We start from the raw sequence: 20,578 nt of genomic DNA on the forward strand, positions 1-20,578 counted from the left end.
CGTCATTGGGAAGTCTCCTGGGCGGTGGTCGATGAGGTGCCTTCGACAGTAGGCGGGGCGCGGACGGGTGGCCAATGAGGAACCGAATGCCCGGCATTGGTTTCCCGACGGTGCGCGCCGGGGCCGGCAGTCACCCGGACGGCCCGGAGCGCTGGTGGGCGGGCGCGGGCGATGGTGCCGTGGGAGCACGCGCCGACATCCGCGCCACGCATCCGCGTCACGCGTCCGCCCCAGGAGGGACCCTCGATGACCCGTTCCCCGGCCCGTGTCCTCCTCCTCGCCTCGGCACTGTCGGCGGGCACCCTGCTCACGGCCGCGGGCTGCGCGAACGAGGCGGCCCTGCACAAGGTGACGAGCGCGCCCTCCCCCTCGGCCGTACGAACCCCCGCGGCACACGCGTCCCCCGCCGCGGCCCCCGTCCTCACCCAGGCACAGGCGCAGACCGCGCTGATCGCGGACACGGACCTGGGCGCCCCCTGGACCCCGACCCAGGGCACGGCGACCTGGCGCGACAGCCTCCTCAAGGCGAAGACCGCCGACCCCGACTGCCAGCGCCTCCTGGACGCGCTCTACGCCGACGAACTCCTCGGCACCCCTGCCACCGCCCAGGCGACGATCGCCCTCGACGACACCGACGACGAGGCCCAACTCCACTACCAGGTGGCCGCGTTCCGCTCCACCGACGTGAACCGCGCCCTGGCCTGGCTGAAGACACTCCCGCAGAAGTGCGCCCAGTTCACAGCGACGACCACCCGCTCCGGCCCCCAGACGGTGACCGTCACAGAGGCCACTCTCCCGAACGTCGGCGACGCCCGCGAGGGCCTCCACGTCACCCTCACCGGCACCACCCCGGAGGGCGACCAGTCCACCCTCACCCTGGACACCGCCGCCGTCCGCATCGGCGACGACACCATCACCCTCACGAACGGGGGCCTGGCGAACGTCCCCCCGGACGCGATGAGCCGAGCACTGGAGATCGGGGCGCAACGGCTTACGGATGTGCAGCGGCAGGGGCGGGTGCAGATCTGACGACCGGCAACGGTCACCGCTTACCGTTTACCGCTTCTCGTACGGGTCAGCCGGCTGCTTCACCTGCGTGACGGTCTTCGCGTCGAGGAGCGGAGGCCACGCCCCGTCCGTGCCGAGTTTGCCCTTGGGGAGCCAGGTGCCGGTGACCGTGACCCAGGTGTCGGTCTGGGGGGCGTCGTCGGACTCGGTGCCCCTGATCTCGACCTTGCTGGTCGTCGCGTCGGCTGCGCAGCAGGTGACGACGAGGCGGGTGACGTACCAGGCGCCGTTCGAGCCGTGGGTGACGAAGCCCGTCATACGGACCGTGCGGCCCTTGAGGGAGTGGCCGGTGTCGTAGATCGCCCGTGAGCTGTACTGGGCCACCGAGATGTCCAGCACCTTGGCGGCGGGCAGCGCGGGGAAGGTGCCCACTCCCTGTGCCGCGAGTTGTGCCTGTTCGCGGCCCGCGCTGTACGAGCCCAGCGCGGGGGGTGGGAAGAGGAGCAGCGCGAGGGCGGGGAGGGTGAGGAGCCAGGCGATGCGGGGGCCGCCATGGGAGTGCGCTTCCTCCTCCTCGTGCTCGCCCTCATGCTCGCCCTCGTGGTCCCCGTGGAGCATGCCCCTGACCGCCGCCACCGCCCCCAACACCATCAGCAGCGCACCGGAGATCACCAGATACGGCCTCAACGCCGCCTGCACATACCGCAGATACAGGTCGCTGAAGAGGGAGATCCGCAGGACCGCCCCGCCCGTCAGCAGGAGGAGGACCGCCGGGCCGTAGCGCCTCACAGCAACCACCAGCCCACGAGCGTGCTGCTCGTCACGGCGACCAGCCACGTCGTCGAGGAGAAGCGGAGGGCGAAGGAACGGCCGAACGTGCCCGCCTGCAGCGCGATCAGCTTCAGGTCGACCATCGGGCCCACCACCATGAACGCCAGTTTCGCGGCTGGTGAGAAGCCGCTCAGCGAGGCGGCGACGAACGCGTCCGCCTCGCTGCATACGCACAGCACCACCGCCAGCAGCGCCAACAGGAGCAGTGACAGCCAGGACGAGCCCGTGAAGATGTCCAGGATCGAGCGCGGGACCGCGATGTTGAAGGTCGCCGCCGCTGCCGCGCCCAGGACCAGGAAGCCGCCCGCGTGGAGGAAGTCGTGCTGCAGGCCCGCGACGAACGCCTTCATACCCGCGGGCGAAGACGCGGCGGTCCGTGTGCGCTTCGGGAGTCGTAGCCACTCCTCCCTGCCGAAGCGCGCCCACAGCCAGCCCATCACCACCGCCGTCGCCAGGGACGCGACCAGGCGGCCCAGCACCATCTTCGGCTGGCCCGGGAACGCGATCGAAGTGGCCACCAGGACAACCGGGTTGATGGCCGGGGCGGAGAGCAAGAACGCCAGCGCCGCGGCCGGAGCCACCCCCCGCCGCATCAGGCTGCTCGCCACCGGTACCGACGCGCACTCACAACCCGGGAGTACGACTCCTGCCGCGCCCGCGATCGGGACGGCCAGCGCCTGGTTGCGGGGGAGGAGGCGGGTGAACACCCGCTCGGGGACGAACGCGCCGATCGCCGCCGACACCACCGTGCCCAGGAGCAAGAAGGGGACGCCCTGTACGGCTACCGCCGTGAAGACCGTCCACCAGGCCGCCACGGGTGGGGTGTAGAGGTCGATCGCCAGCATCGGGCCGAGGACCGACACGACCGTGGCGATCGCTATGAGGGCGGCACCGCCCAGTACCGCGTAGACCATGGCGCGTACGGCCAGGCGCAGGCCGTCTGCCACGGTCCGTTCGTTCTGCACGCGCCTGTCTCATCCCGTTTCGCACGATTACGCCTCGTACTCGTACGTGGCACGGTAACCGTCGGCGCTGTGCGGTATCCCCGGTTTGTCAAAGAGGAGGCTGTGCGGGGGCCGGCCCGAGGGTCGTGGTTCCGGGGGCCGTACGGTGGCCGAGGCCCGTGCGGTAGGCGTCGAGTGCCGCCTCCACCCGGCCGGTACGGCGGAGCAGATCGCCAAGCATCCGGCACAGGTCGGCCAGGTCACCGGCCGCGCCCGCGCGCTCCAGGAGGCTGAGGGCGCGGACGTAGTGTTCCTCGGCCGCGTCCGTGTCGCGGGCGTCCTCCGCGATGATGCCGAGGAGGCGGTGGGCGGCGGCGGAGTGCAGGGCGCCGCGTTCGGAGCTGAGGTCGCTGAGGACGTCGTGGAGGAGGGTGGCGGCCTCGTCGGACTTGCCGCGCCGATGGAGGACGTCCGCCAGCTCGACGGCGACCTGACTGCTGTACAGCGCCGCGCGCTTCGCCGTCAGCATGGCCAGCGCCTGCCTCAACTCGACCTCGGCGCGCTCCAGTTCGCCGTCCTGGGCGTAGACGTAGCCGCGCATCCAGTGGCAGTTGGCGAGTTCGGTACGGAACTGGAGCTGGCGGTACAGATCGGCGGCCTTCGCGAGCGAGGCGTCGGCCTCCGCGACCTTGCCCTCCGCTATCAGCGTGCGCGCCACCGAGCGGTGCATGCGGGCCAGCAGCGCCGGGTCCGCGACCTGCGGGGCGAGCGCGAGCGCCAGCTCCGCCGCCTGGGCCGCCCTCGCGTGCGCGCCCATGTCCATGTACGGCCCTATCGCGCTCGCATAGAGGAGCAGGAGCGCGTCGGGGTCGTGCAGGCCGCCGCGGTTCAGCTCGTCGAGCGTGGACTCCAACAGGTAGACGGCGTAACGGAGTTCACCGGTGAGGTAGTGCGCCACGGCGCGGCCGCGCAGGGCGGGGACGCGGGCGGGGAGGGGGTCGTCGGCGAGGCGTTGCTCCGCTCGCTCGAAGTACATGCGGGCCGCGGTCAGGTCGCCGGTGTCGAGGCCGCACTCGCCGAGTCCGAGCAGGGCGATGGCCTCCTCGTCGACCAGTCCGTGCGACTCCGCCTCCGCGAGGAGTTCCGCGTACTGCTCCGCCGCCTCCTCCGACTCCCCTGTCGCCAGGGTGCGTTGGGCGCCGGTCAGCCGTAGCCGAAGTTCGGTGGCGAGGTGGGCGGGGCGGCCGGTGGCCAGTTCGTCGTAGGCGACGCCGAGCCGTTCCGCGAGGTGGCGCAGCGCGTCGTCGGAGGGGCGGACGCGGCCGGCCTCGAGCGTGGAGATGTACGCGGGTGTGTAGGCGGGCTCGGCCAACTGCCGCTGGGTGAGCCCGCGTTCATGTCGCAACTGCTGGACCCTGCGCCCGATGACTTCCGGGTCGTCCCGTCTCACCATGCATTAATCATGCCAGTAAGCCGAGTTACAGACTGGCCGGTAACTCAGTTACATGGAGAGCGAGTTGATGAAGTCCTCGAAGCGGCGACGGGAAACGGTGAGAACGGCTCCGCCAGGGTTCTTCGAGTCACGGATTGCGATGTGGGGGGTGCGGTCAGCGACCTCTACACAATCGCCGCCGTTGCTGCCACTGTAACTGGACTTACGCCACGTCGTCTGTCGCCCGGTCTCCATAACGTTCCTCCATCACGCGCGCGATCAGGTCGGCGAAGTCCTCCACAGAGAGGGCCCCAGCCTGCAAGCGAGCGTATCCGACCGAACGCTCCTTGATGACGTCCGGGTTGGCGGTCATGTGTCCCTGGTCGTAGCCATCTGAGTAGTAGATGTCGGGGTCGTCGTCGAAGCGCAGGAGGTTGAAGGAACCCATCGTCGCGGCGTGCGCTCCCATGGAGAACGGCAACACCTGAATGTTCACCCAGGGGTTGTCGCGATAGCTAACCAGGCGGGCGAGTTGCTTACGCATGACCTCACGGCCGCCGATCTCCCGGAGCAGCACGGCCTCGTCCAGGACGACCCACACGGCGGGCGGTTGCTTCTTCTCCAGAATGCGCTGCCGCTCCATCCGGGCCGCGACCATCTCCTCGATCTTGTCCGGGTAGTCGACGGCCAGTACCGCCGCCGCGTACTCCGGCGTCTGCAGCAGGCCGTGAACCACCTGACACTGATACGTGGAGATGAAGGCGGCCTTCGCCTCCATTTCGGCGTACGGCTGGAACCAGTTCGGCAGTTGGCTTCGGAGCACCATGCCGATCATTCGCGAGAAGACCCCGTCCGTCATGAACGCGGCGTCGAGGCGTTCGGCGAAATTCCGGGTCGGGACCTTCTGGGCCGTCTCGATCTGCCCGATCAGGGAGCCGGTGCAGTAGAGGATCTTGCCGAGGGCCTCCTGCGTGAGGCCCGCCGCTTCCCTCAAGCGACGGCACTCGTAGCCGAAGTAGTCCAACGGGGATGCGCTCGGGTCGAGTTCGCGTACGTGGACCATGCGACGGTCACCTCCGAGTAGTTACGGCCTGTCGCCGAGAGTAACCATTCGACGCCGCCCCGGTGATGAGAATCACGAACTCTCCCTCACACACGTGCCGTACCGTGGAGAAATGTCCCCTTTGGCCAAGATCAGCAGCGCTTACGGGCCCCGCTTCGCGGAGTTCGCCTTCGAGCCTGCCTTCACGGCCGCGGTGGACCAGCACGTGGCGGAGCTGCGGGAACGGCTGTCGGCGGGCGGCCCGGATCTCGCACCGCCCGCTCCGGACCACGCCGACCTCACCGACTACGCGCTCGGATTTCTGGACGCGCTCGCGGAGCTGGACTGGCGGGAGCCGGTCGGGCACGACTACGCGGTGTGCAGGCTGACGGCCATCAGCTGGCTGGTACACCGGCACGGGCTGCTTCCGGAGCAGCGCCGGGGTGACTGAAAACAGGTTTCCGTTGGCTCAACTCCCCCTGAAGCCCTTCCCGTTGCGCACTCCAACCCCTTAAGTTAGGCACGCATTAAGCGTGCTTAACTCTTCGCTGTTGCCGTCGCCGTCACTGTCGTTGCGAGGTTGGTATGTCCGCGCGTTACGTCAGAGGATTCTGCGCCGCCGTCATCGCCGTGGCCGCCCTGATCGGCGCGGCAGCGGCAAGCCCGGCCAAGGCGGCGGACCGCCTGCCGGCCGAGAACCATGCCGCTCGCACCGCTCACTCCGGCGGAAGCATCATGTCCTTGCGCGAGTAGAGCGGCAGACCACTCGTGTCGAGCTTCCAGGTGCCCAGCTCGGTGGTGACGGCGAGCGGGGTCCCGTACGGCTGCTTGTGCAGACGGTTGCCGTAGACGGGGAGCCCGCCGCCAGTGTCGATTTCCCACTGGTACGTCCAGGTGCCGTCCCGAGGGTCCAGGATGAGGTAGTGCGGGATGCCCATCGCCGGGTAGTCACGGCTCTTGACGTCGTAGTCAGTGCCAGGGTTCGACGGGGAAACGATCTCGATGGCCAGAAGGATCTCGCGCGCGTCCAGCGGATCGTCCGTCTCCATGGCCGAGCGGGGGACCACCAGAAGATCGGGAATGCGCAGTGTGCCGTGTGACGCGTCACCCGTGTCCGTGGCCTCCACTGCGATTATTCCGGGCGGTAGCTGTCCGGCCAGTTGATCGCGCACGTCCACGGCTGTGAGCTGGTGCCGGGGACGGGGGCTCATCATCATGACGAACGTCCCGTCGCTGATCTCGGGATAGGTGAAGCCCGGCGGCGGCGTGAAGTGATCCCGCAACTCGCGCAGATGTTGGTAGATGGTCTGCTGGGTCATACCGCCATCTCCTTCGCGACAGTACGACCCAGCGTAGCCGGAACTCTCACATGTCTGACGACCCCGGCATCTCCCTGCCCATGTCCGTCCGCTCCCGCACCGGCTGGTTCCCCATCGCGTCCGCGCGGCCCGCCTGGTACGCCGTGAGGCTGCCCTTCGCGTTGGTCGTCTCGCGCTCCGCCGCCATCAGCATGCGCTCCATGCGCTGCCGCATCGGCGCGATCATGCCGCCGCCGACACCGACGATCAGGATTCCGGCGACGGTCCCGAGCGCCGCGTACAGCACCGGCTGGGTGACCGACGTCGCGATGCCGGCCTGGCCGAGCGCGGCGATCACGCCGAGCGCCATGATGCAGGCCCACACGATGGTCGCGAGCATCCGGCCGTACGACATCGACGACAGCGCGCTGCCGACGATCCCGCGGACCGCGTTGGCGATGGCCATCGCGACGACGATCAGGACCACCGCGACGATGCCGCGCGGCAGCCAGGCGACGATGCCGTTGATCATCGTGGAGACCGGGTTGGAGCCGAAGACGCCGAGCGCGAGCTGGAGGGTGATCAGCATCAGCGCGTAGTACACGATCTTGCAGACGATGCCGGTCATGTCGTACTTGGAGTCCTGCAACATCCTTGCCGTACCCGCCCGTTCGGAGAGCTTCTCCGAGCCGACGCGCCGCAGCACCCGGTCGAGCACGCGGGCGATCATCTTCGACACGAACCAGCCGATGGCCAGGATGACCAGGAAGCCGACGAGCTTGGGCACGAACTGCGCGACCTTCGACCAGGCGTCGTTCAGCCCCTGGGTGAAGTTGATGGCGAGGGTGGATTCAGGGACAGCCATGAGCGGCACTTCCTTCGGTGGGTGTTACCAGCCCCCTGTCACCGACAAGTGGAGCAGCGCGGCGGAAGCGTGGCCGCGTGGGCTGAGCCGTACGGGTGAGGGGCGTCCGGTCGGCCCCTCGCCGTGGGGGCGTGTTCGCCAGTTCGGCGAAATGCCTCCCTCCGTTTCGTAGAAAGCCCTTCCATCGGACTCGCCCCGTCTGCCAATCTCTCTTCGCGCACCCCGGCTGTCATGTCCGGGGCGAGCGTGGACATGGACCGTCGACTGGAGCCCCCGATGTCCCGAACCAGCACCCACCGCCTCGGCCGAGCCGCCGCGGTCGTGGGCAGCGCCGTCGCCCTCACCGTCGCTCTGCCGTTCACCGCCTCCGCCGGCGTGCTGCAGAACCTCCCCGAGAACGCGACCACGTACGAGAAGAACTTCGAGCCGCTGTACGACTACGACACGGACTCCTGCTACCCCGCCGCCGCCATCGACCCCGACGGCAACCTCAACGGCGGTCTGAAGCCGACCGGTTCCGTCACCGGCAGCTGCCGCACCGGCCACCTCGACCACGCCAACACCTACTCGCGCACCAAGTGCAACAACGGCTGGTGCGGAACCATCTACGCCAGCTACTTCGAGAAGGACGAGGCGTCCCCGGGCATCGGCCACCGCCACGACTGGGAATGCATCGTCGTCTGGGTCAAGCAGGGCGACTCCACCCCGTCGTACCTGTCCGCCTCCCAGCACGGCGACTTCGAGACCGAGGCGGTCGCCGACGTACCGATGAGCAGCCAGCGCGTCCAGGTCGTCTACCACAAGGACGGCCTGAGCACCCACGACTTCCGGTTCGCCAAGTGGGGCGAGACCCCGGAGAACGACGACGGCGCCTGGCACCAGGAGAACCTGCTCACCTGGGAGAACATGGCGTCCAACCTCCGCGACATCCTGAACGCCTCCGACTGGGGCAGCGCCAACTTCCCGCTCCAGGACGCGAAGTTCGACGACCACCTCAACAAGGCCCTGCCGAGCGGCATCACCTTCGACCCGTACGCCTGACCGACAGGCCCCTCTCGTAGCACGGGGACCCGCACGGGTCCCCGCCCCCACCGAGCAAGGGAAGACCCCCGCACATGTTCACCGCAGCAAGCACGAGCACCAGGGCCACCCGGACCGCCAGGAGAGCCCGGATCGCCAGGGCCGCCCTGGTGGTCGGCACCGCCACCGCACTCGCCGTCGGCCTGGCCGGCAGCGCCGACGCGGCGATCCTTCCCCCCCTGCCCTGGAACGCGAGCACCTTCCAGAACAAGTACATGCCGGTCTTCGACTACGACTCCGACGGCTGCTTCCCGGCGGCCGCCGTCGACGCGAGCGGCAAGCTCAACGGCGGCCTCAACAACAGCGGGTCGATCACCGGCGGCTGCCGGACCGACCACCTGGGCAAGGCCAACACGTATTCGCAGTCCCTGTGCAAGAACGGCTGGTGCGCGTACGTCTACGGGCTCTACTTCGAGAAGGACCAGACCCTCAACGGCGCCGACGCCTTCGGGCACCGTCACGACTGGGAGTCCGTCGTCGTCTTCCAGAGGCAGGGCGACGAACGGCCCAGCTACCTGGCCGCCTCCCGGCACGGCGGCTACAGCACCCACCCGATCGACGAGGTGCCCATGAGCGGCAACCACGTCGAGATCGTCTACCACAAGGACGGCGCGAGCACCCACGCCTTCCGCTTCGCCAAGTGGGGCGAGACGCCGGTGGCCTGGGGCAACGGCACCTGGGACACACCCGCTCTGGTCACCATGGAGAACATGGCCAAGGCGCCCCGCGACGCCCTGTGGAACTCGACCTGGGGCAAGGCGAACTTCCCGCTCACCAACAACCTGGTGAGCAACATCAACAAGGCCCGTCCGTCGGCGGTCCCGGCGTTCTGACCGCGTCCCGCACCACGGCCGCCCCCAGGCGATCCCTTACGTCATCGCCTGGGGGACGTGCCATGTGATCCCCCTCGCGATCGCCCTACGCTGACGCCATGACGTCTGCCGCCGCGCGCACCGCACTGGACCTCACCGCCGACCTCCCGGTCCCCGACCTGGAGGACTTCTACCGGGACCTGCACCGCCACCCGGAGCTGTCCGGCCGCGAACACCGCACCGCCGCCAAGCTCGCCGAACGCCTCACCAAGGCGGGCTACGACACCGTCGAGGGCATCGGCGGCACCGGCGTCGCCGCGGTGCTGCGCAACGGCGAGGGACCGACCGTGCTGCTGCGCGCCGACATGGACGCGCTGCCGGTGCAGGAGGAGACGGGGCTGCCGTACGCCTCCACCGTGGACGGTGTGATGCACGCCTGCGGGCACGATCTGCACGTGACCTGGCTGACGGGCGCCGCCGAGGCGCTGGCCGCCGGGCGGGACACCTGGTCGGGGACTCTGGTGCTGGTGGGGCAGCCCGCCGAGGAGACGGGCGGGGGCGCGGCGGCGATGGTCGCCGACGGCCTGTACGAGCGCGTGCCGCGGCCGGACGCGGTGCTGGGCCAGCACGCGGCACCGGGCCCCGCCGGGTTCTACCCGCACTCGCCCGGCCTGATCATGTCGGCCTCCACGGACATCGACATCGTGATCCACGGACTCGGCGGCCACGGCTCCCGCCCCGAGTCGACGGTCGACCCGGTGGTCACGGCCGCCTACCTGGTCACCCGTCTCCAGACGGTCGTGTCCCGTGAGATCGCGGCCCGCGACTCCGCGGTCCTGACCGTGGGCCGTATCGAGGCGGGCACCCGGCACAACATCATCCCGACCACCGCCCGGATCTCCCTCAACCTGCGCACCCAGTCCGCCGACGTACGGGAGCGGATGATCGCCGCGATCCGCCGTATCGCGTCCGGCGAGTGCATCGCGGCCGGCTGCCCGCGCGAGCCCGAGGTGACCATCGGGACCAGCATCCCGACGGTGGTCAACGACGCGGACACCGACCGTCGGATCGCCGCCGTGCACACCGAGGTGCTCGGCGCGGGCACGGTCTTCGACCCCGGTCCGGCGACGGGCAGCGAGGACTTCCCCAACCTCGTCCCGGACGGGGTGCCGTACTCCTACTGGTTCGTGACGAGCACCCCGGCGGCCATCTGGGACGCGGCCCCCGGCACCGACCTGATGGAGAAGTTCCACGCCGTCCCCAGCAACCACAGCCCGAACTTCGCGCCGGATCTGGTGACGGTGGTGCCGGGTGTACGGACGCTGGTGTCGGGGGCGCTGGAGATCCTGAGCGTCAACTGACCAGCCCTACGGCTGGAGTTGCAGCAGCTGCTTCCGTACGTGGTCCAGGGCGCCCGCGCGGCGGCCCGGCACCCGGCCTCTCAACTCGGCGAGCGCGAGGCCGAGTTCACGGGCGGTCGCGGGGTCGTGGATCTGTCCCCACTGATGATGGGCGCGGTCGACCGCCGCCTCGACGGCGGGCACACCGGGTGACTGCCCCACGGCCAGCCGCGCGGCCGCCACGGCGAGCCAGGCCCGGCAACTGCGGACCGGGTCCCCCGCCAACATCGCGAGATCGGCCCGCACTTCCGTCCAGTGCAACGCCTGCTCGGACCCCCGACCGTGCGCCCGCACGGCGGCCTGCTCATGCTCGGCGGCAAGCGCGTCGGCGGCGGGGTGACGACCGGCCTGAACGGCGGAGGAGATGGCGGTGTGGGGGTCGTTGTCCTGGTCCTGGCTTGGGGCTGCGCCCTCTTCCTGACTTCGGCCGGTGTCCTTTTGGCTCCGGTCGCCTTCCCGACTCCGGTCATTTTCCGGCCCGTCCGGCGTTTGAGGACGAGGCCCCTTCAGGGCCGACGGGGGTCTGGGGGCGGAGCCCCCAGGGGCGCTCGCACCGGCAAGCCCCGGCGTGGAGAGCAGCACGTCCGCATAGGCTTCCGCGCCCAGGCGGCCCACCGCCAGTTGGTGCAACTGCTCCACCGGCGGGCGGTGTCCGCTTCGCAACACCGTGGCCACCGCCTTCATGTACGTCGGCACAGCCACCCCCCGCCGGGGCGGCGGCGGTGCGATGCGACCGTGAACGGCGTGTGTGCGGCCCGAGTCGAGCGGGTGGGCCCGCAGCCACTGCCAGGTCTCCGCGTCGGCGTGGAGGTCGAGGAGGAGGGTCGTCGTGCCGGGCGCGCGCAGGCGCAGTTCCTCGCGGATCCAGGCCCAGGGGAACGCCGTATAGCGGACCGTCGACGGAGTCGTCCGCGCCAGCGCCAGATGCGGAAGGTGCTGTTTGCGGTCGAGTTGGAGCTGCCCGGTGATGAACACCGTCAGCGGTCCGGAGGCGGTCGCGGCGGCCCGGAGCCGGGTCAGGACCGCCTGCGGCTCCAACGGGTCGGCGAGTTCGACGACGTTGGCCGTCTCCGTGCCGGAGAGGACGGGCGGAGCGACGGCCGCGAGCACCGGGAGCACGGACGCCGCGTCCACCAGGCGCCCCTTGCCGACCGGCGAGGCCGCGAGCAGCAACACCGTTCCTGGCATGTGCCCTCCCCGAACCGTCGATCACTTCGTACCGCAGCACCGTAACCTGCCCAACCTCTGCTGCTGCAAAGGGTGATGCCGGAACCGGCGATCTCAGGACCGCCGTACCGCGAAGATCGTGGTGTCGTCGGCGAGGCGGCCGCCGCAGTGGCGCAGGGTGCCGTCACGGACGTAGGCGACCAGGCGGTGCGGGTCGGCGGTGCCCGGGTCGAGGTGGACGCCCTCGATGACGTCGTCCTTGAGGGGGTAGAACGCGCCTGCGCCGTCGCGGGCCTCGGTGACTCCGTCGGTGACGATGAGGAGGGTCTCGCCGGGGGCGAGGGTGATGCGGAGGGTCGGCGGCGGTCCCTCCAGGCCGGCCAACTCGCCCAGCCCCAGCGGGAGTCCGTGCCCCGGCGGCAGCGACCGTACGCCGAACGGGCCGACCACCAGCGGGGGTTCGTGCCCGAAGTTGACGACCTCGACCGTGCCCGGGTCGCCGGCGGGAAAGCTCAGCAGGACGGCCGTGGCGAAACGGTCGACGTCCTCGCGGCCGAGGGCGGCGAGATGCCGGCCGTGGCGCAGCATCCGGACATCGAGCCGGGCGGCGACGGTCGCGAGGTCCGTCTCGTGGTAGCCGGTCTCGCGGAACGTGCCGAGCAGCGCTGCCGCCGCCTCCACCGCGCCGAGCCCCTTGCCCTGGACGTCGCCGACGAGGGCACGGGTGCCGTGCAGGCCGGGCTGGATGTCGTAGAAGTCGCCGCCGACGCGGGCGACGGCGTCCGCGGCGAGGTAGACGGCCGCGTGGTCGAGGCCGCCGAAGCCGGGCGGCAGCGGGCGCAGCAGGGTGCGGCGGGTGGTCTCGGCGACGTCCCGCATGTGCAGCATGCGGCGTTCGCCGCGGACCCGGACCACGCAGGCCAGCACGGCGAGGACACCGCCCATGCCGACGAGGATGAAGTCGGGCAGGCCGGTCTGGTACTGGCGCGGCCAGGCGTGGTCGGCGACCGCGTAGGTGGCCGTGCAGAGCGCGGCGAACACGGCCGTGCCCCACACCCCGCAGATCGCGGCGGCGATTCCGGGCACGAGCACGATCCAGGAGACGGTCCGGAACTCGCCGCCGGTGTACCAGTCGACCAGCAGGATGGTGACGAGCACGAGCAGCGGCGGCAGCCAGGCGACGCTCCGCCCGCGCACCCGCAGCAGCTGCTGCCGCCGTAGGGCGTCGCTGTCGCCGGAGCCCGAGCCGGACCCGGCCCCGGACCCGGAGCGCACCGGTATGAGTCCACGGCCGCTCACGGCCGTCAGTACGCGACCGACATCCGGGTGCGCGGGTGGGCGTGCTGTTCGAGTTCGTCGACGAAGGCGACCGCGTAGTCCTCGGCGCTGACGAAACTGCGGCCCTGGTCGTCGGTCATGAACGCGTCGCCGCCGACGCGGAAGCGGCCGGTGCGCTTGCCGGGGGCGATCTCGGCGGCGGGGGAGACGTAGGTCCAGTCGGGGTCGTCGAGGGTGCGGTAGTAGGCGAGCGCGTCGCGGTGGGCGAGGGCTTCGGGGAGGTAGGCCTCGGGGAAGCCGGGCTGGTCGCTGAGGGCCTGGCCGGGGGCGACCTCCAGGCCGCCGGCGCCGCCGACCACCAGGAGCCGCCCGACACCGGCCGCGCGGACGCCCGCGACGAGCCCCTCGTTGAGGGCGAGGAAGGGCCCGCGCGGGTCGCTCCCGTCCCGGGGCGGTACACAGGCCGAGGCGACGGCGTCGGCGCCGCGCGCGAGGTCCGCGACCTTCGCCGCGTCCGCCGCGTCGGCCGCCGTCGCGGTGACCCCGGGAACCGGCGACTGGCCGGAACGGCTGACCGCCAGCACCTGGTGTCCGCGGGCCGAGGCCTCGGTGGCGATCCGGCTGCCGACCATGCCGGTGGCGCCGAAGAGTACGAGCTTCATGCGCCCCAGCGAAACATGGGGCAACCGTGCCCGCACCCCGACTTGCCACCGCCTCCCCCGGGGTGTGCATTGGTAGACGGGGGCGAGAGAGAGGAGTGCTCTCATGGCTCATGCGGCACCCACACCCGGCTCCGGCGGATTCACCGCCCCGAGCGGGCTGCCCGACATCTTCGACGCCCGCGTCCACCGCGTGGCGAAGGTCGCGATCCCGGTCGTCCTGGGGCTCGTCTACGGCTACTGGGCGGCGGCCAACCGTCGCAGCGGCGGTCCCATCACGGGCTGGAACATCCTGTTCGGCTTCGTGACGGCGCTGGCGTTCATCGTGCTGTGCCTGGCGGTGGCCCGGTTCGCCCCGCTCCTCAAGCGCGAACTGCACTCGCTGGTGAAGTCCGGCTTCGCGGGCGCCGCGCTCGGCTTCCTCTACAGCCAGACCGGCGAGAGCGTGCTGCGGTCCGCGGCGATCGGCCTCGCCACCACGGCGGGCGTGTTCCTGGTGTTCTTCTACCGCTACTACACGCGCGAGGACGGGGAGGGCAACCGCATCCGCTGACCCGGACGGACCGCGCACAGCTGTGGGCCCCGGCACCAACTCGGTTCCGGGGCCCACGACTTGCCCGCTTTCTACGACTGCTACGGCGCCCAGTTCCAGATGCCGCCGCCGTTCGAGGACCCGGAGGCGCTCCAGCTCCACGAGCCCGAGACGCTCCACGACCCGGAGGCCGAGGTGCTCCACGAGTTGGAGTTGTCGCTCCAGTTGGGGTCGTTGTTCCAGTTCGAGTTGCCGGAGTTGCTGCTGCCGTCCTTCCAGCCCGGACACGGGTCCGAGCAGGACGGCACCCACTGGCCGCCGGTGTCGACGAACGCGGCGCTGGCCCAGCCCTGTGCTCCGGCGAGCCAGTACCAGTCGGAGTTCCCGTTGACGCTCTGTCCCCTGACCACGCATTGGACGCGGTCCTGACTGCCCGGTGAGAGCGTGTCGACGGCGGGGGAACGCGTGGTGGGTGACTGCCGCACGTTCAGATCCGTGCGGGAGACGATCGTGCCCCAGATCGGACTGCCGCCACCGCCACCACCGCCATGTCCTTCGGCGTACGTGGTCGGTGCTGCCGCCGCCGTGGTGCCCGCCGCCGCGACGGCGAGTGTGCCACCGGTCAGCAGGGCCGCGGCCAGAGTCCGCAGGGCCGGAGTGGTGCGCATGTTCGGCCTCCTTCTCCCCGGTTCCAGGAAACACCCGTTCGGGTCAACCCTCCACCCGAGAGCGGAACGGCCAGTTCCGCCAAGGGTTCCGAGGCCAGGGCACCCGTTCGGCTTGACATCGCACCCGAATGCAGCCAAATACCGGCACCCGGCTCGCGCCCCGCACGCCCCGCCCGTGTCCTGGGGAGGTGCCCCCACGACTCCGGAGCGCCCTGTCGGCCGTACTCGTCGCCCTCTCCTGCTTCCTGACGCCCTTCGGCGCGCTGGCGGCCTGGGCGGCGTACGGGCTGACCGACTCCGGCCGCTACGTCACGGCGATGGCACCGCTGGCCGCCGACCCGGCCGTACGGGACGTCGTCGCGGACACCGTCGGCGCGGGCATCATGCGCGGGATCCATGTGGAGGGCATGCGCGGCACGGTGGGCGGGATGCGCGGCACGATGGCCCCCTTCGTGCACGACGCGGTGCGCTCCTTCACCAAGACCGAGGCCTTCCGGCTGGCCTGGGACGAGAGCAACCGGGCCACCCACGACGCCGTCCTGCACGCCCTGCGCGACGAGGACGGCAGCGGCGCCGTCACCGTCGACCTCGCTCCGGTCGCCGCCCACGTCAAGCACCGACTCGCCCACGAGCACGTGCCGTTGGCGGACCGCATCCCCGTCCAGCACACCGAGGTCGCGGTCCTCCCGGCCGGTGAACTGGGCCCGCTCCGGGAGGAGTTCCACGTGCTCGAGGTCGCCGGCTTCTGGCTCCCCGTCACCGCCGCCGTCTTCGCGGTCACCGGCATCGCCGTCGCCGTACGCCGCCGCCGCGCGATCACCGCGACCGCGCTCGGCACGGCCCTCGGCGGCGCACTGCTCGGTCTCGCCCTCGCGATCGGCCGCCAGCTCACGGTCTCCGACCTCCCCGCCGAGGTCTCCCAGGCGGCGGGCGGCGCGATCTACGACGCCCTCACCTCGACCCTGCGCACGGTCGCCTGGCTGCTCCTCGGCCTCGGCCTCACGGTCGCCGCGACGGCCTGGCTCACCCGATACCTGCGCCCGGCACGGGAGTTCGTACGACGCCGGAGAGCGCCCGCGGCGACCGCGGCGGACCGGGCGCAGCAGGCGACGCGGGCCCAGGCGTGACTCCTGGAGGACCGCCCCGAGATTCCTGATTCCCAGGGGAGTTCACAGCACACGTGGGATGATTCGGGCATCCGGCATCTGCGTCCACCGGCGGAAGGTCATCACGTGGGCACCGTGACCTCCGAGTGGACCGCCGCCGACTTCGTGCCCGAACGCCACCGGGGCCGCCACTTCACGGTCTGGTGCGCGGGCCTGCTGTTCACCGCCGTGAGCGTGGTCGTCGGCTGCCGCACGGCCGACACCGACGCGATCACGCCCGTCCCCCAACTCCTCGCCTTCTTCCCGTGGTTGCTGGCTCCGACCGGCCTCGGGCTCCTCTTCTCCCTGCTCGCCCGGTGGCGGCTCGGGCTGGTGTGGGGAGTGGCGCTGCTCGGACTGCTGGCGTGGTTCATCGAGCCGTACGGGAAGAGCGGTGAGCCGGGCGGGCCAGCGATCGCCGAGTTCCGGGTGCTGACCTCGAACGTCGAGTTCGGGCGGGGGACCGGCGCCCTGGTGCCGGTGATCCGGCGGGAGCGACCGGACGTGGTGTTCGTGGAGGAGTGCGAGTACACCTGCCAGGCCACCCTGCGCCGGGACTTCGGCACCCAACTCCCCTACCGCCAGGCCGTGGTGGCGGCCGGCTCGCACGGCTCGATCATCATCAGCCGCTTCCCCCTCCAGGGCACGAAGGGCGTCACCGGCACGATGGGCATGCCCGGCGCGGTGGCGGACGTGGACGGCCATGCCGTCCGCCTCCAACTCGCCCACCCCATGCCCCCGTTGCCGAGGCAGGTCGGCCTGTGGCGCCGCGAGTTGGGCAGGCTGCGCACCTTCGCCGCGACCGACCCCACCACCCCCACCGTCCTCGCCGGAGACTTCAACTCCTCCCAGGACCATGCCGCGTTCCGCCGCATCCTCGACACCGGCCTGCGCGACGCGGCCCGCCTCGCCGGACACCCCCGCACCCCCAGCTGGCCCGAGCGCCTGCTCCCCACCTTCGGCACCCAGATCGACCACGTCCTGCTCTCCCCGGACTTCTCCGCGAACAGCGCCCGCTTCCTCGACCTCGCCGGCACCGACCACCGCGCGCTGCTGGTGGACGTCGCGCTCCACCAGCACGAATAACGTGGGGGGCTGCTGGCTGATGAGGAACCTCCAACCGTTCCTAGTCAGTGGGCAGGAGTGAGTCTTGGACCCACTGCCTGACACTGCGCGCATCCCGAACGGTTTTGGATGCACTGGTTGCCCGCGTTCCTTGTTGTGTCTCCGTTCGGGCACGTGCATCGTGTGCACGCTCCGTGACGGGTGGGCGGGTTCCCTCACGCCCTCGTGCATCTGTTCCGGCCTGGACGGTCCGATGCCCCACACGATCACTCTGGTCGTGTGGGGGCGGTGCCGTCCGTCGCCGGATCGGGTGCCCGAGGGCGCGTCGCCCGATCGCGATGCCGGCGGCATCGTGACGGGTCATCTTGCGTCCTGGGGTGACCAGCGGCTTCTGCCAGTGCTGGCCTCCCCACTGGGAGGTGTAGGCCGGATCGACCGCGACGACCGCCAAGCCCTGCTCGGCGGCCATCGAGACGAGCCGTGCCTTGAGCCTGCCGGTGGGGATGCTGGAGATGAGCCGGCGGAATCTCTTCCGCCGCCCGTGCTTTTCGCGGGTCTTCTCGGCGGTGAAGTCCAGGTCTTCGATCGCGATGGCGGCGACATTGCAGTCCTTGGCCCAGTGCAGCACTTGGGTGATGGCGTGCCGGATCTGCGCGTCACGGTGATCGGCGGTGCCCGCCAGATCGTAGAAGAAGCGGCGCGGGTCGCCGACCGGGTTGCCATGCACGTCGAGCTGGTAGGCGGCGAAGTGATCGGCATTGGTATCGACGCCGATCATGCCCCTGGCCCGTGCCGTATCGAGCGGGATGGTCTTGACAAGAGTGCGCTGCCAGGACGCGGTGAGGTACCAGCGCCCGCGCCGCACGTCGTGGTGGATGCGGTAGGCGACAGCCCGGTTACCGGTGATGCGGTCGGCCCACTCCTGGCCCCGGTGCGCGAACGCCACCTTCGAGGTGAGGATGTACCGGCCATGCCTGCTGTTGGCCAGATCCGCGAGCGGTGCGGGCAGCTTGATACTGACCTCGCCGTCCGGGGCGACGCGGATCGTCTCGTTGCCGAACCTCTTGCCGGATTCGCCATCGGCGGCGAGGAACCAGCGTTCGGCTTCCCAGCGTTCTCGCCACTGCTCCTCGGTGAGCTGGGCGGCTTCGAGGTTGTGCCGGTTGTTGAGAAGCTTCCGGCCGCCGCGCACGACGTGCACGATGCCGTCCTCACGCTCGGCGCGGGCGACGTCGAGACGGTGCTCCAGCACATGCAGGCGCCGGGCCTTTTGGAACCACTCGCTCTTCGAGCGGTAGCCGCCCGCCGCCTTCTTGGTGCCCTTCTCTCCGAGCGGGAGGGACAGCCGATGCATCAAGGTGCGGACACCGGTCTCAAGGCTCTGGATGTGGGCGAGCTGGCAACGCCGGGAGAGCGCCCATTGATCGTGTGTGGCCTTCGTGATCGCCCCGGCCCAGCGGGACGACGAGTCTGCGGTCAGGCTCCTCTTGCGGGCCGCCCACGTGTCCGCGCTGTGGTCGCCCGCGTCCGCGCAGCGGGCCTTGAGGTCCAGCGACGCGAGGTGCCCGAGGTGCTCACCGACCAGGCGCAGTACCTTCTCGTCCGCGGTGGTGAGGTGCTTGAGCCGGTCGCGTATCGCCACACCGGACGGCCCGAGGGCGACGAACGGCACGTCGATGGTCCGGAACTGCTTCTTCTTCGGCTCACCCATCGGCTGCCGCCTGAAGAGCCTTCTGGGCGCGATTCTTCGCAGAGCGACGGCCGTACAGACGGGCGCAGAACGAGGTCAGGACCTCAACCATGTCGCGCACCAGGTCGTCATCGACCTCACCGTCGTCGAGGACGACCAGACGACGCCCGGTCGCGGCGAGAGCGGCCTCGACCAGTTCGACGTTCATCCGCCCAAGCCGGTCCTTGTGCTCCACCACGACAGTGGTCACGTCCGGGTCGGCCAGCAAACGACGCGCCTTCGCACGAGCGCCGTTCATGCCGGAGGCGACCTCGGACTCGATCCGCACCACCCGATGCCCGGCCTTCGCTGCCCACAGGGCAAGCCTGGCGGTCTGCCGTTCCAGGTCCGCCTTCTGATCGTGGGAGGAGACACGGGCGTACAAACCAACACCACCCGTCGCGGCTGGTGAGGAGTTCGCCTCGATGTTGACCAGGATCGTGCGCGGCCCGACCCGCTCAGCAGGGACCGGCAATGTGCCCTCACGGAACCAGCGATACGCGGTCTGCCGATGCACACCGTTCGCTTCCGCCCACTCCGTAAGGTTCATAGGCAAGATCGTAACATCGCTTGAACACTCTAAAACTCACTCAAACGACCTTAAGAGCCAACAGCTGAGCACCCCCGCCCACCGGCCGCCTCGCCGCCGGCTGGCTCCCCCTCGTCGTCGCCGTGGAACGGATCGTCGACGCGACGACGGCGGCGAGGGTCCGGGTGAAACACGGGGCGCCGCCGCCATCCGCGGCGGAGGTGACCCAAGTGGCGCTCCAGCTGCGGGAGTTGGCGGAGGGCGTCCGCGAGTCGGAGGTGCTGGTGGAGGTCCGTACGGATCTGACGGGGCCGGCGGGCAGTGTGCTGGAACCGCTCCGGCAGGAGGTCGCGGCGGCACGGGCGATCGCCTCACCGCACTGAGCGCTGCGCCGAGTTCGGGGCCGGTCGGGCCCGGTCATCAGGCCCGGTCATCAGGTCCAGTCAGGCCAGGCCAGCTCAGGTCAGCTCAGGTCAGCTCAGGTCAGGGAGAAGTCGGGATCGGGCAGGGAGAAGAAGGCCGAGATCGTCTGGACGGTCCGTTCCTCCCTGTACTCCCGGTCGTACTCCGCGTGCGGCCCGATGAACCGCGCGGCGGTGAGAGCGGGCGCCAGCAGATCGGGCTGTTCCCCGACACCACCGGACAGGTTCTCGAAGCTGAACCCGCAGACGAAGCGGCCGTTGCGAAGGTATTCGAAGTCGGGGCCGTGGGCCTTGGCGACGCAGGGTTCCGTGGTGAAGACGGCGAGTTCACCGCCGTCTTCGCACAACGGCCGGTAGTCGGGGCGGTCGTAGTCGTCCTCGTCCCAGCCGAACATGTCATGCATGACCAGCCCCCATTCGCCTTCGGCACCCTTGGCGTAGGCGAGCGGGATGCGCCGTATGGAGAGAAGCCCGCGCGTGAGCGCGTCCAACGACATCCCCCGGAAGAAGACGACGTTGACATCCTCAGGACCGGCGAGCGGGCCGTGGATCCAGTGGGTGCTGTACGTGCGGTGCGTCACGTGTGTCATGGAAGGCACGGTAGGGCGACCCACTGACAGTGCCCGTCGGTCGGTGAAGTGGCAGGTGAACGGGTGAGCGAAGTGGTGGCTG

22 protein-coding genes and 1 pseudogene are annotated in these 20,578 nt (G+C 70.3%); 9 read left to right on the plus strand and 14 right to left on the minus strand.

Annotated elements, in window-relative coordinates:
• The first annotated feature begins 246 nt into the window (after positions 1-246).
• The gene (locus tag JHN45_RS31685) at positions 247-1,029 is read left to right on the plus strand and encodes a hypothetical protein (RefSeq protein ID WP_201052153.1); all 783 of its coding nucleotides are present in this window, start codon (positions 247-249) and stop codon (positions 1,027-1,029) included.
• Between the two features lie 27 nt (positions 1,030-1,056).
• On the opposite strand, the gene JHN45_RS31690 is transcribed toward JHN45_RS31685, so the two are convergent.
• The 5 genes from JHN45_RS31690 to JHN45_RS31710 all read right to left on the minus strand — a co-directional run bounded on the left by JHN45_RS31690 (position 1,057) and on the right by JHN45_RS31710 (position 5,278).
• Complete coding sequence (locus JHN45_RS31690) at positions 1,057-1,797, minus strand: TIGR03943 family protein (protein ID WP_201052239.1); 741 nt, start codon at positions 1,795-1,797, stop codon at positions 1,057-1,059.
• Complete coding sequence (locus tag JHN45_RS31695; protein ID WP_200715846.1) at positions 1,794-2,753, minus strand: permease; 960 nt, start codon at positions 2,751-2,753, stop codon at positions 1,794-1,796. Before JHN45_RS31695 ends, JHN45_RS31690 begins: the two co-directional genes overlap by 4 nt.
• Positions 2,754-2,892: 139 nt before the next feature.
• The gene (locus JHN45_RS31700) at positions 2,893-4,236 is read right to left on the minus strand and encodes a helix-turn-helix domain-containing protein (protein WP_201052155.1); all 1,344 of its coding nucleotides are present in this window, start codon (positions 4,234-4,236) and stop codon (positions 2,893-2,895) included.
• A gap of 48 nt (positions 4,237-4,284) precedes the next feature.
• Positions 4,285-4,470 carry a DUF397 domain-containing protein gene (locus JHN45_RS31705; protein WP_200715830.1) on the minus strand — a complete coding sequence of 62 codons (186 nt, stop codon included), beginning with the start codon at positions 4,468-4,470 and terminating at the stop codon, positions 4,285-4,287.
• On the minus strand, positions 4,439-5,278 hold the full coding sequence (locus tag JHN45_RS31710; protein ID WP_201052157.1) for a helix-turn-helix transcriptional regulator: 840 nt from the start codon (positions 5,276-5,278) through the stop codon (positions 4,439-4,441). Before JHN45_RS31710 ends, JHN45_RS31705 begins: the two co-directional genes overlap by 32 nt.
• 112 nt (positions 5,279-5,390) lie before the next feature.
• Between JHN45_RS31710 and JHN45_RS31715 the strand changes: the two genes are divergently transcribed.
• A complete protein-coding gene (locus JHN45_RS31715; RefSeq protein WP_201052160.1) occupies positions 5,391-5,708 on the plus strand; it encodes a DUF6401 family natural product biosynthesis protein in 318 nt (105 codons plus the stop codon).
• Between the two features lie 265 nt (positions 5,709-5,973).
• On the opposite strand, the gene JHN45_RS31720 is transcribed toward JHN45_RS31715, so the two are convergent.
• Positions 5,974-6,576 (minus strand): Uma2 family endonuclease, encoded by a 603-nt coding sequence (locus tag JHN45_RS31720; RefSeq protein ID WP_201052162.1) that lies wholly within the window; start codon positions 6,574-6,576, stop codon positions 5,974-5,976.
• A gap of 46 nt (positions 6,577-6,622) precedes the next feature.
• A complete protein-coding gene (locus JHN45_RS31725) occupies positions 6,623-7,420 on the minus strand; it encodes a hypothetical protein (RefSeq protein WP_201052164.1) in 798 nt (265 codons plus the stop codon).
• A 276-nt stretch (positions 7,421-7,696) separates the two neighbouring features.
• On the opposite strand from JHN45_RS31725, the gene JHN45_RS31730 reads away from it, so the two are divergent.
• The 3 genes from JHN45_RS31730 to JHN45_RS31740 all read left to right on the plus strand — a co-directional run bounded on the left by JHN45_RS31730 (position 7,697) and on the right by JHN45_RS31740 (position 10,673).
• Positions 7,697-8,461: an NPP1 family protein gene (locus JHN45_RS31730; RefSeq protein ID WP_200715835.1), complete on the plus strand. Its 765-nt coding sequence runs from the start codon at positions 7,697-7,699 to the stop codon at positions 8,459-8,461.
• A 74-nt stretch (positions 8,462-8,535) separates the two neighbouring features.
• A complete protein-coding gene (locus JHN45_RS31735; RefSeq protein ID WP_201052166.1) occupies positions 8,536-9,333 on the plus strand; it encodes an NPP1 family protein in 798 nt (265 codons plus the stop codon).
• 98 nt (positions 9,334-9,431) lie between these two features.
• On the plus strand, positions 9,432-10,673 hold the full coding sequence (locus tag JHN45_RS31740) for an amidohydrolase (RefSeq protein WP_200715837.1): 1,242 nt from the start codon (positions 9,432-9,434) through the stop codon (positions 10,671-10,673).
• Between the two features lie 6 nt (positions 10,674-10,679).
• Here JHN45_RS31740 and JHN45_RS31745 read toward each other — a convergent pair whose 3' ends face one another.
• From JHN45_RS31745 to JHN45_RS31755, 3 genes are all read right to left on the minus strand, one after another.
• Positions 10,680-11,900: a hypothetical protein gene (locus JHN45_RS31745; RefSeq protein ID WP_200715838.1), complete on the minus strand. Its 1,221-nt coding sequence runs from the start codon at positions 11,898-11,900 to the stop codon at positions 10,680-10,682.
• Positions 11,901-11,993: 93 nt separating this feature from the next.
• Positions 11,994-13,178 (minus strand): PP2C family protein-serine/threonine phosphatase, encoded by a 1,185-nt coding sequence (locus tag JHN45_RS31750; RefSeq protein WP_307783244.1) that lies wholly within the window; start codon positions 13,176-13,178, stop codon positions 11,994-11,996.
• Positions 13,179-13,183: 5 nt separating this feature from the next.
• The gene (locus tag JHN45_RS31755) at positions 13,184-13,819 is read right to left on the minus strand and encodes an NAD(P)-dependent oxidoreductase (protein WP_201052168.1); all 636 of its coding nucleotides are present in this window, start codon (positions 13,817-13,819) and stop codon (positions 13,184-13,186) included.
• Positions 13,820-13,922: 103 nt separating this feature from the next.
• On the opposite strand from JHN45_RS31755, the gene JHN45_RS31760 reads away from it, so the two are divergent.
• Entirely contained in the window at positions 13,923-14,369 is a 447-nt protein-coding gene (locus tag JHN45_RS31760) for a hypothetical protein (RefSeq protein WP_200715840.1), read from the plus strand.
• An 80-nt stretch (positions 14,370-14,449) separates the two neighbouring features.
• Here JHN45_RS31760 and JHN45_RS31765 read toward each other — a convergent pair whose 3' ends face one another.
• Complete coding sequence (locus JHN45_RS31765) at positions 14,450-15,016, minus strand: SH3 domain-containing protein (protein ID WP_200715841.1); 567 nt, start codon at positions 15,014-15,016, stop codon at positions 14,450-14,452.
• 188 nt (positions 15,017-15,204) lie between these two features.
• Between JHN45_RS31765 and JHN45_RS31770 the strand changes: the two genes are divergently transcribed.
• Both JHN45_RS31770 and JHN45_RS31775 read left to right on the plus strand, forming a co-directional pair.
• Positions 15,205-16,143 carry a hypothetical protein gene (locus tag JHN45_RS31770; RefSeq protein WP_201052170.1) on the plus strand — a complete coding sequence of 313 codons (939 nt, stop codon included), beginning with the start codon at positions 15,205-15,207 and terminating at the stop codon, positions 16,141-16,143.
• A 105-nt stretch (positions 16,144-16,248) separates the two neighbouring features.
• On the plus strand, positions 16,249-17,247 hold the full coding sequence (locus JHN45_RS31775) for an endonuclease/exonuclease/phosphatase family protein (protein ID WP_201052172.1): 999 nt from the start codon (positions 16,249-16,251) through the stop codon (positions 17,245-17,247).
• A 40-nt stretch (positions 17,248-17,287) separates the two neighbouring features.
• Here JHN45_RS31775 and JHN45_RS31780 read toward each other — a convergent pair whose 3' ends face one another.
• On the minus strand, positions 17,288-18,937 hold the full coding sequence (locus JHN45_RS31780) for an IS200/IS605 family accessory protein TnpB-related protein (protein ID WP_201052174.1): 1,650 nt from the start codon (positions 18,935-18,937) through the stop codon (positions 17,288-17,290).
• Entirely contained in the window at positions 18,930-19,505 is a 576-nt protein-coding gene (locus JHN45_RS31785) for an IS607 family transposase (RefSeq protein WP_201052177.1), read from the minus strand. The genes JHN45_RS31780 and JHN45_RS31785 overlap by 8 nt, the downstream gene beginning before the upstream one ends.
• A 71-nt stretch (positions 19,506-19,576) precedes the next feature.
• Between JHN45_RS31785 and JHN45_RS31790 the strand changes: the two are divergent.
• A pseudogene (locus tag JHN45_RS31790) lies at positions 19,577-19,867 on the plus strand (FUSC family protein); the annotation flags it as partial.
• A gap of 95 nt (positions 19,868-19,962) precedes the next feature.
• Here JHN45_RS31790 and JHN45_RS31795 read toward each other — a convergent pair.
• On the minus strand, positions 19,963-20,496 hold the full coding sequence (locus JHN45_RS31795; RefSeq protein ID WP_200715845.1) for a hypothetical protein: 534 nt from the start codon (positions 20,494-20,496) through the stop codon (positions 19,963-19,965).
• Between the last annotated feature and the right edge of the window lie 82 nt (positions 20,497-20,578).

This window comes from Streptomyces sp. MBT53, from assembly GCF_016654115.1.
Classification (GTDB): domain Bacteria; phylum Actinomycetota; class Actinomycetes; order Streptomycetales; family Streptomycetaceae; genus Streptomyces.

Bases quoted from the DNA above. Each gene is read 5' to 3' on its own strand.
- JHN45_RS31725 (WP_201052164.1), bottom strand. From the start codon at position 7,420: ATGGCTGTCCCTGAATCCACCCTCGCCATCAACTTCACCCAGGGGCTG.
- JHN45_RS31765 (WP_200715841.1), bottom strand. From the start codon at position 15,016: ATGCGCACCACTCCGGCCCTGCGGACTCTGGCCGCGGCCCTGCTGACC.
- JHN45_RS31740 (WP_200715837.1), top strand. From the start codon at position 9,432: ATGACGTCTGCCGCCGCGCGCACCGCACTGGACCTCACCGCCGACCTC.
- JHN45_RS31735 (WP_201052166.1), top strand. From the start codon at position 8,536: ATGTTCACCGCAGCAAGCACGAGCACCAGGGCCACCCGGACCGCCAGG.
- JHN45_RS31715 (WP_201052160.1), top strand. From the start codon at position 5,391: ATGTCCCCTTTGGCCAAGATCAGCAGCGCTTACGGGCCCCGCTTCGCG.
- JHN45_RS31755 (WP_201052168.1), bottom strand. From the start codon at position 13,819: ATGAAGCTCGTACTCTTCGGCGCCACCGGCATGGTCGGCAGCCGGATC.
- JHN45_RS31720 (WP_201052162.1), bottom strand. From the start codon at position 6,576: ATGACCCAGCAGACCATCTACCAACATCTGCGCGAGTTGCGGGATCAC.
- JHN45_RS31795 (WP_200715845.1), bottom strand. From the start codon at position 20,496: ATGACACACGTGACGCACCGCACGTACAGCACCCACTGGATCCACGGC.
- JHN45_RS31695 (WP_200715846.1), bottom strand. From the start codon at position 2,753: ATGGTCTACGCGGTACTGGGCGGTGCCGCCCTCATAGCGATCGCCACG.
- JHN45_RS31785 (WP_201052177.1), bottom strand. From the start codon at position 19,505: ATGAACCTTACGGAGTGGGCGGAAGCGAACGGTGTGCATCGGCAGACC.
- JHN45_RS31705 (WP_200715830.1), bottom strand. From the start codon at position 4,470: ATGGAGACCGGGCGACAGACGACGTGGCGTAAGTCCAGTTACAGTGGC.
- JHN45_RS31745 (WP_200715838.1), bottom strand. From the start codon at position 11,900: ATGCCAGGAACGGTGTTGCTGCTCGCGGCCTCGCCGGTCGGCAAGGGG.
- JHN45_RS31730 (WP_200715835.1), top strand. From the start codon at position 7,697: ATGTCCCGAACCAGCACCCACCGCCTCGGCCGAGCCGCCGCGGTCGTG.
- JHN45_RS31760 (WP_200715840.1), top strand. From the start codon at position 13,923: ATGGCTCATGCGGCACCCACACCCGGCTCCGGCGGATTCACCGCCCCG.
- JHN45_RS31780 (WP_201052174.1), bottom strand. From the start codon at position 18,937: ATGGGTGAGCCGAAGAAGAAGCAGTTCCGGACCATCGACGTGCCGTTC.
- JHN45_RS31710 (WP_201052157.1), bottom strand. From the start codon at position 5,278: ATGGTCCACGTACGCGAACTCGACCCGAGCGCATCCCCGTTGGACTAC.
- JHN45_RS31700 (WP_201052155.1), bottom strand. From the start codon at position 4,236: ATGGTGAGACGGGACGACCCGGAAGTCATCGGGCGCAGGGTCCAGCAG.
- JHN45_RS31685 (WP_201052153.1), top strand. From the start codon at position 247: ATGACCCGTTCCCCGGCCCGTGTCCTCCTCCTCGCCTCGGCACTGTCG.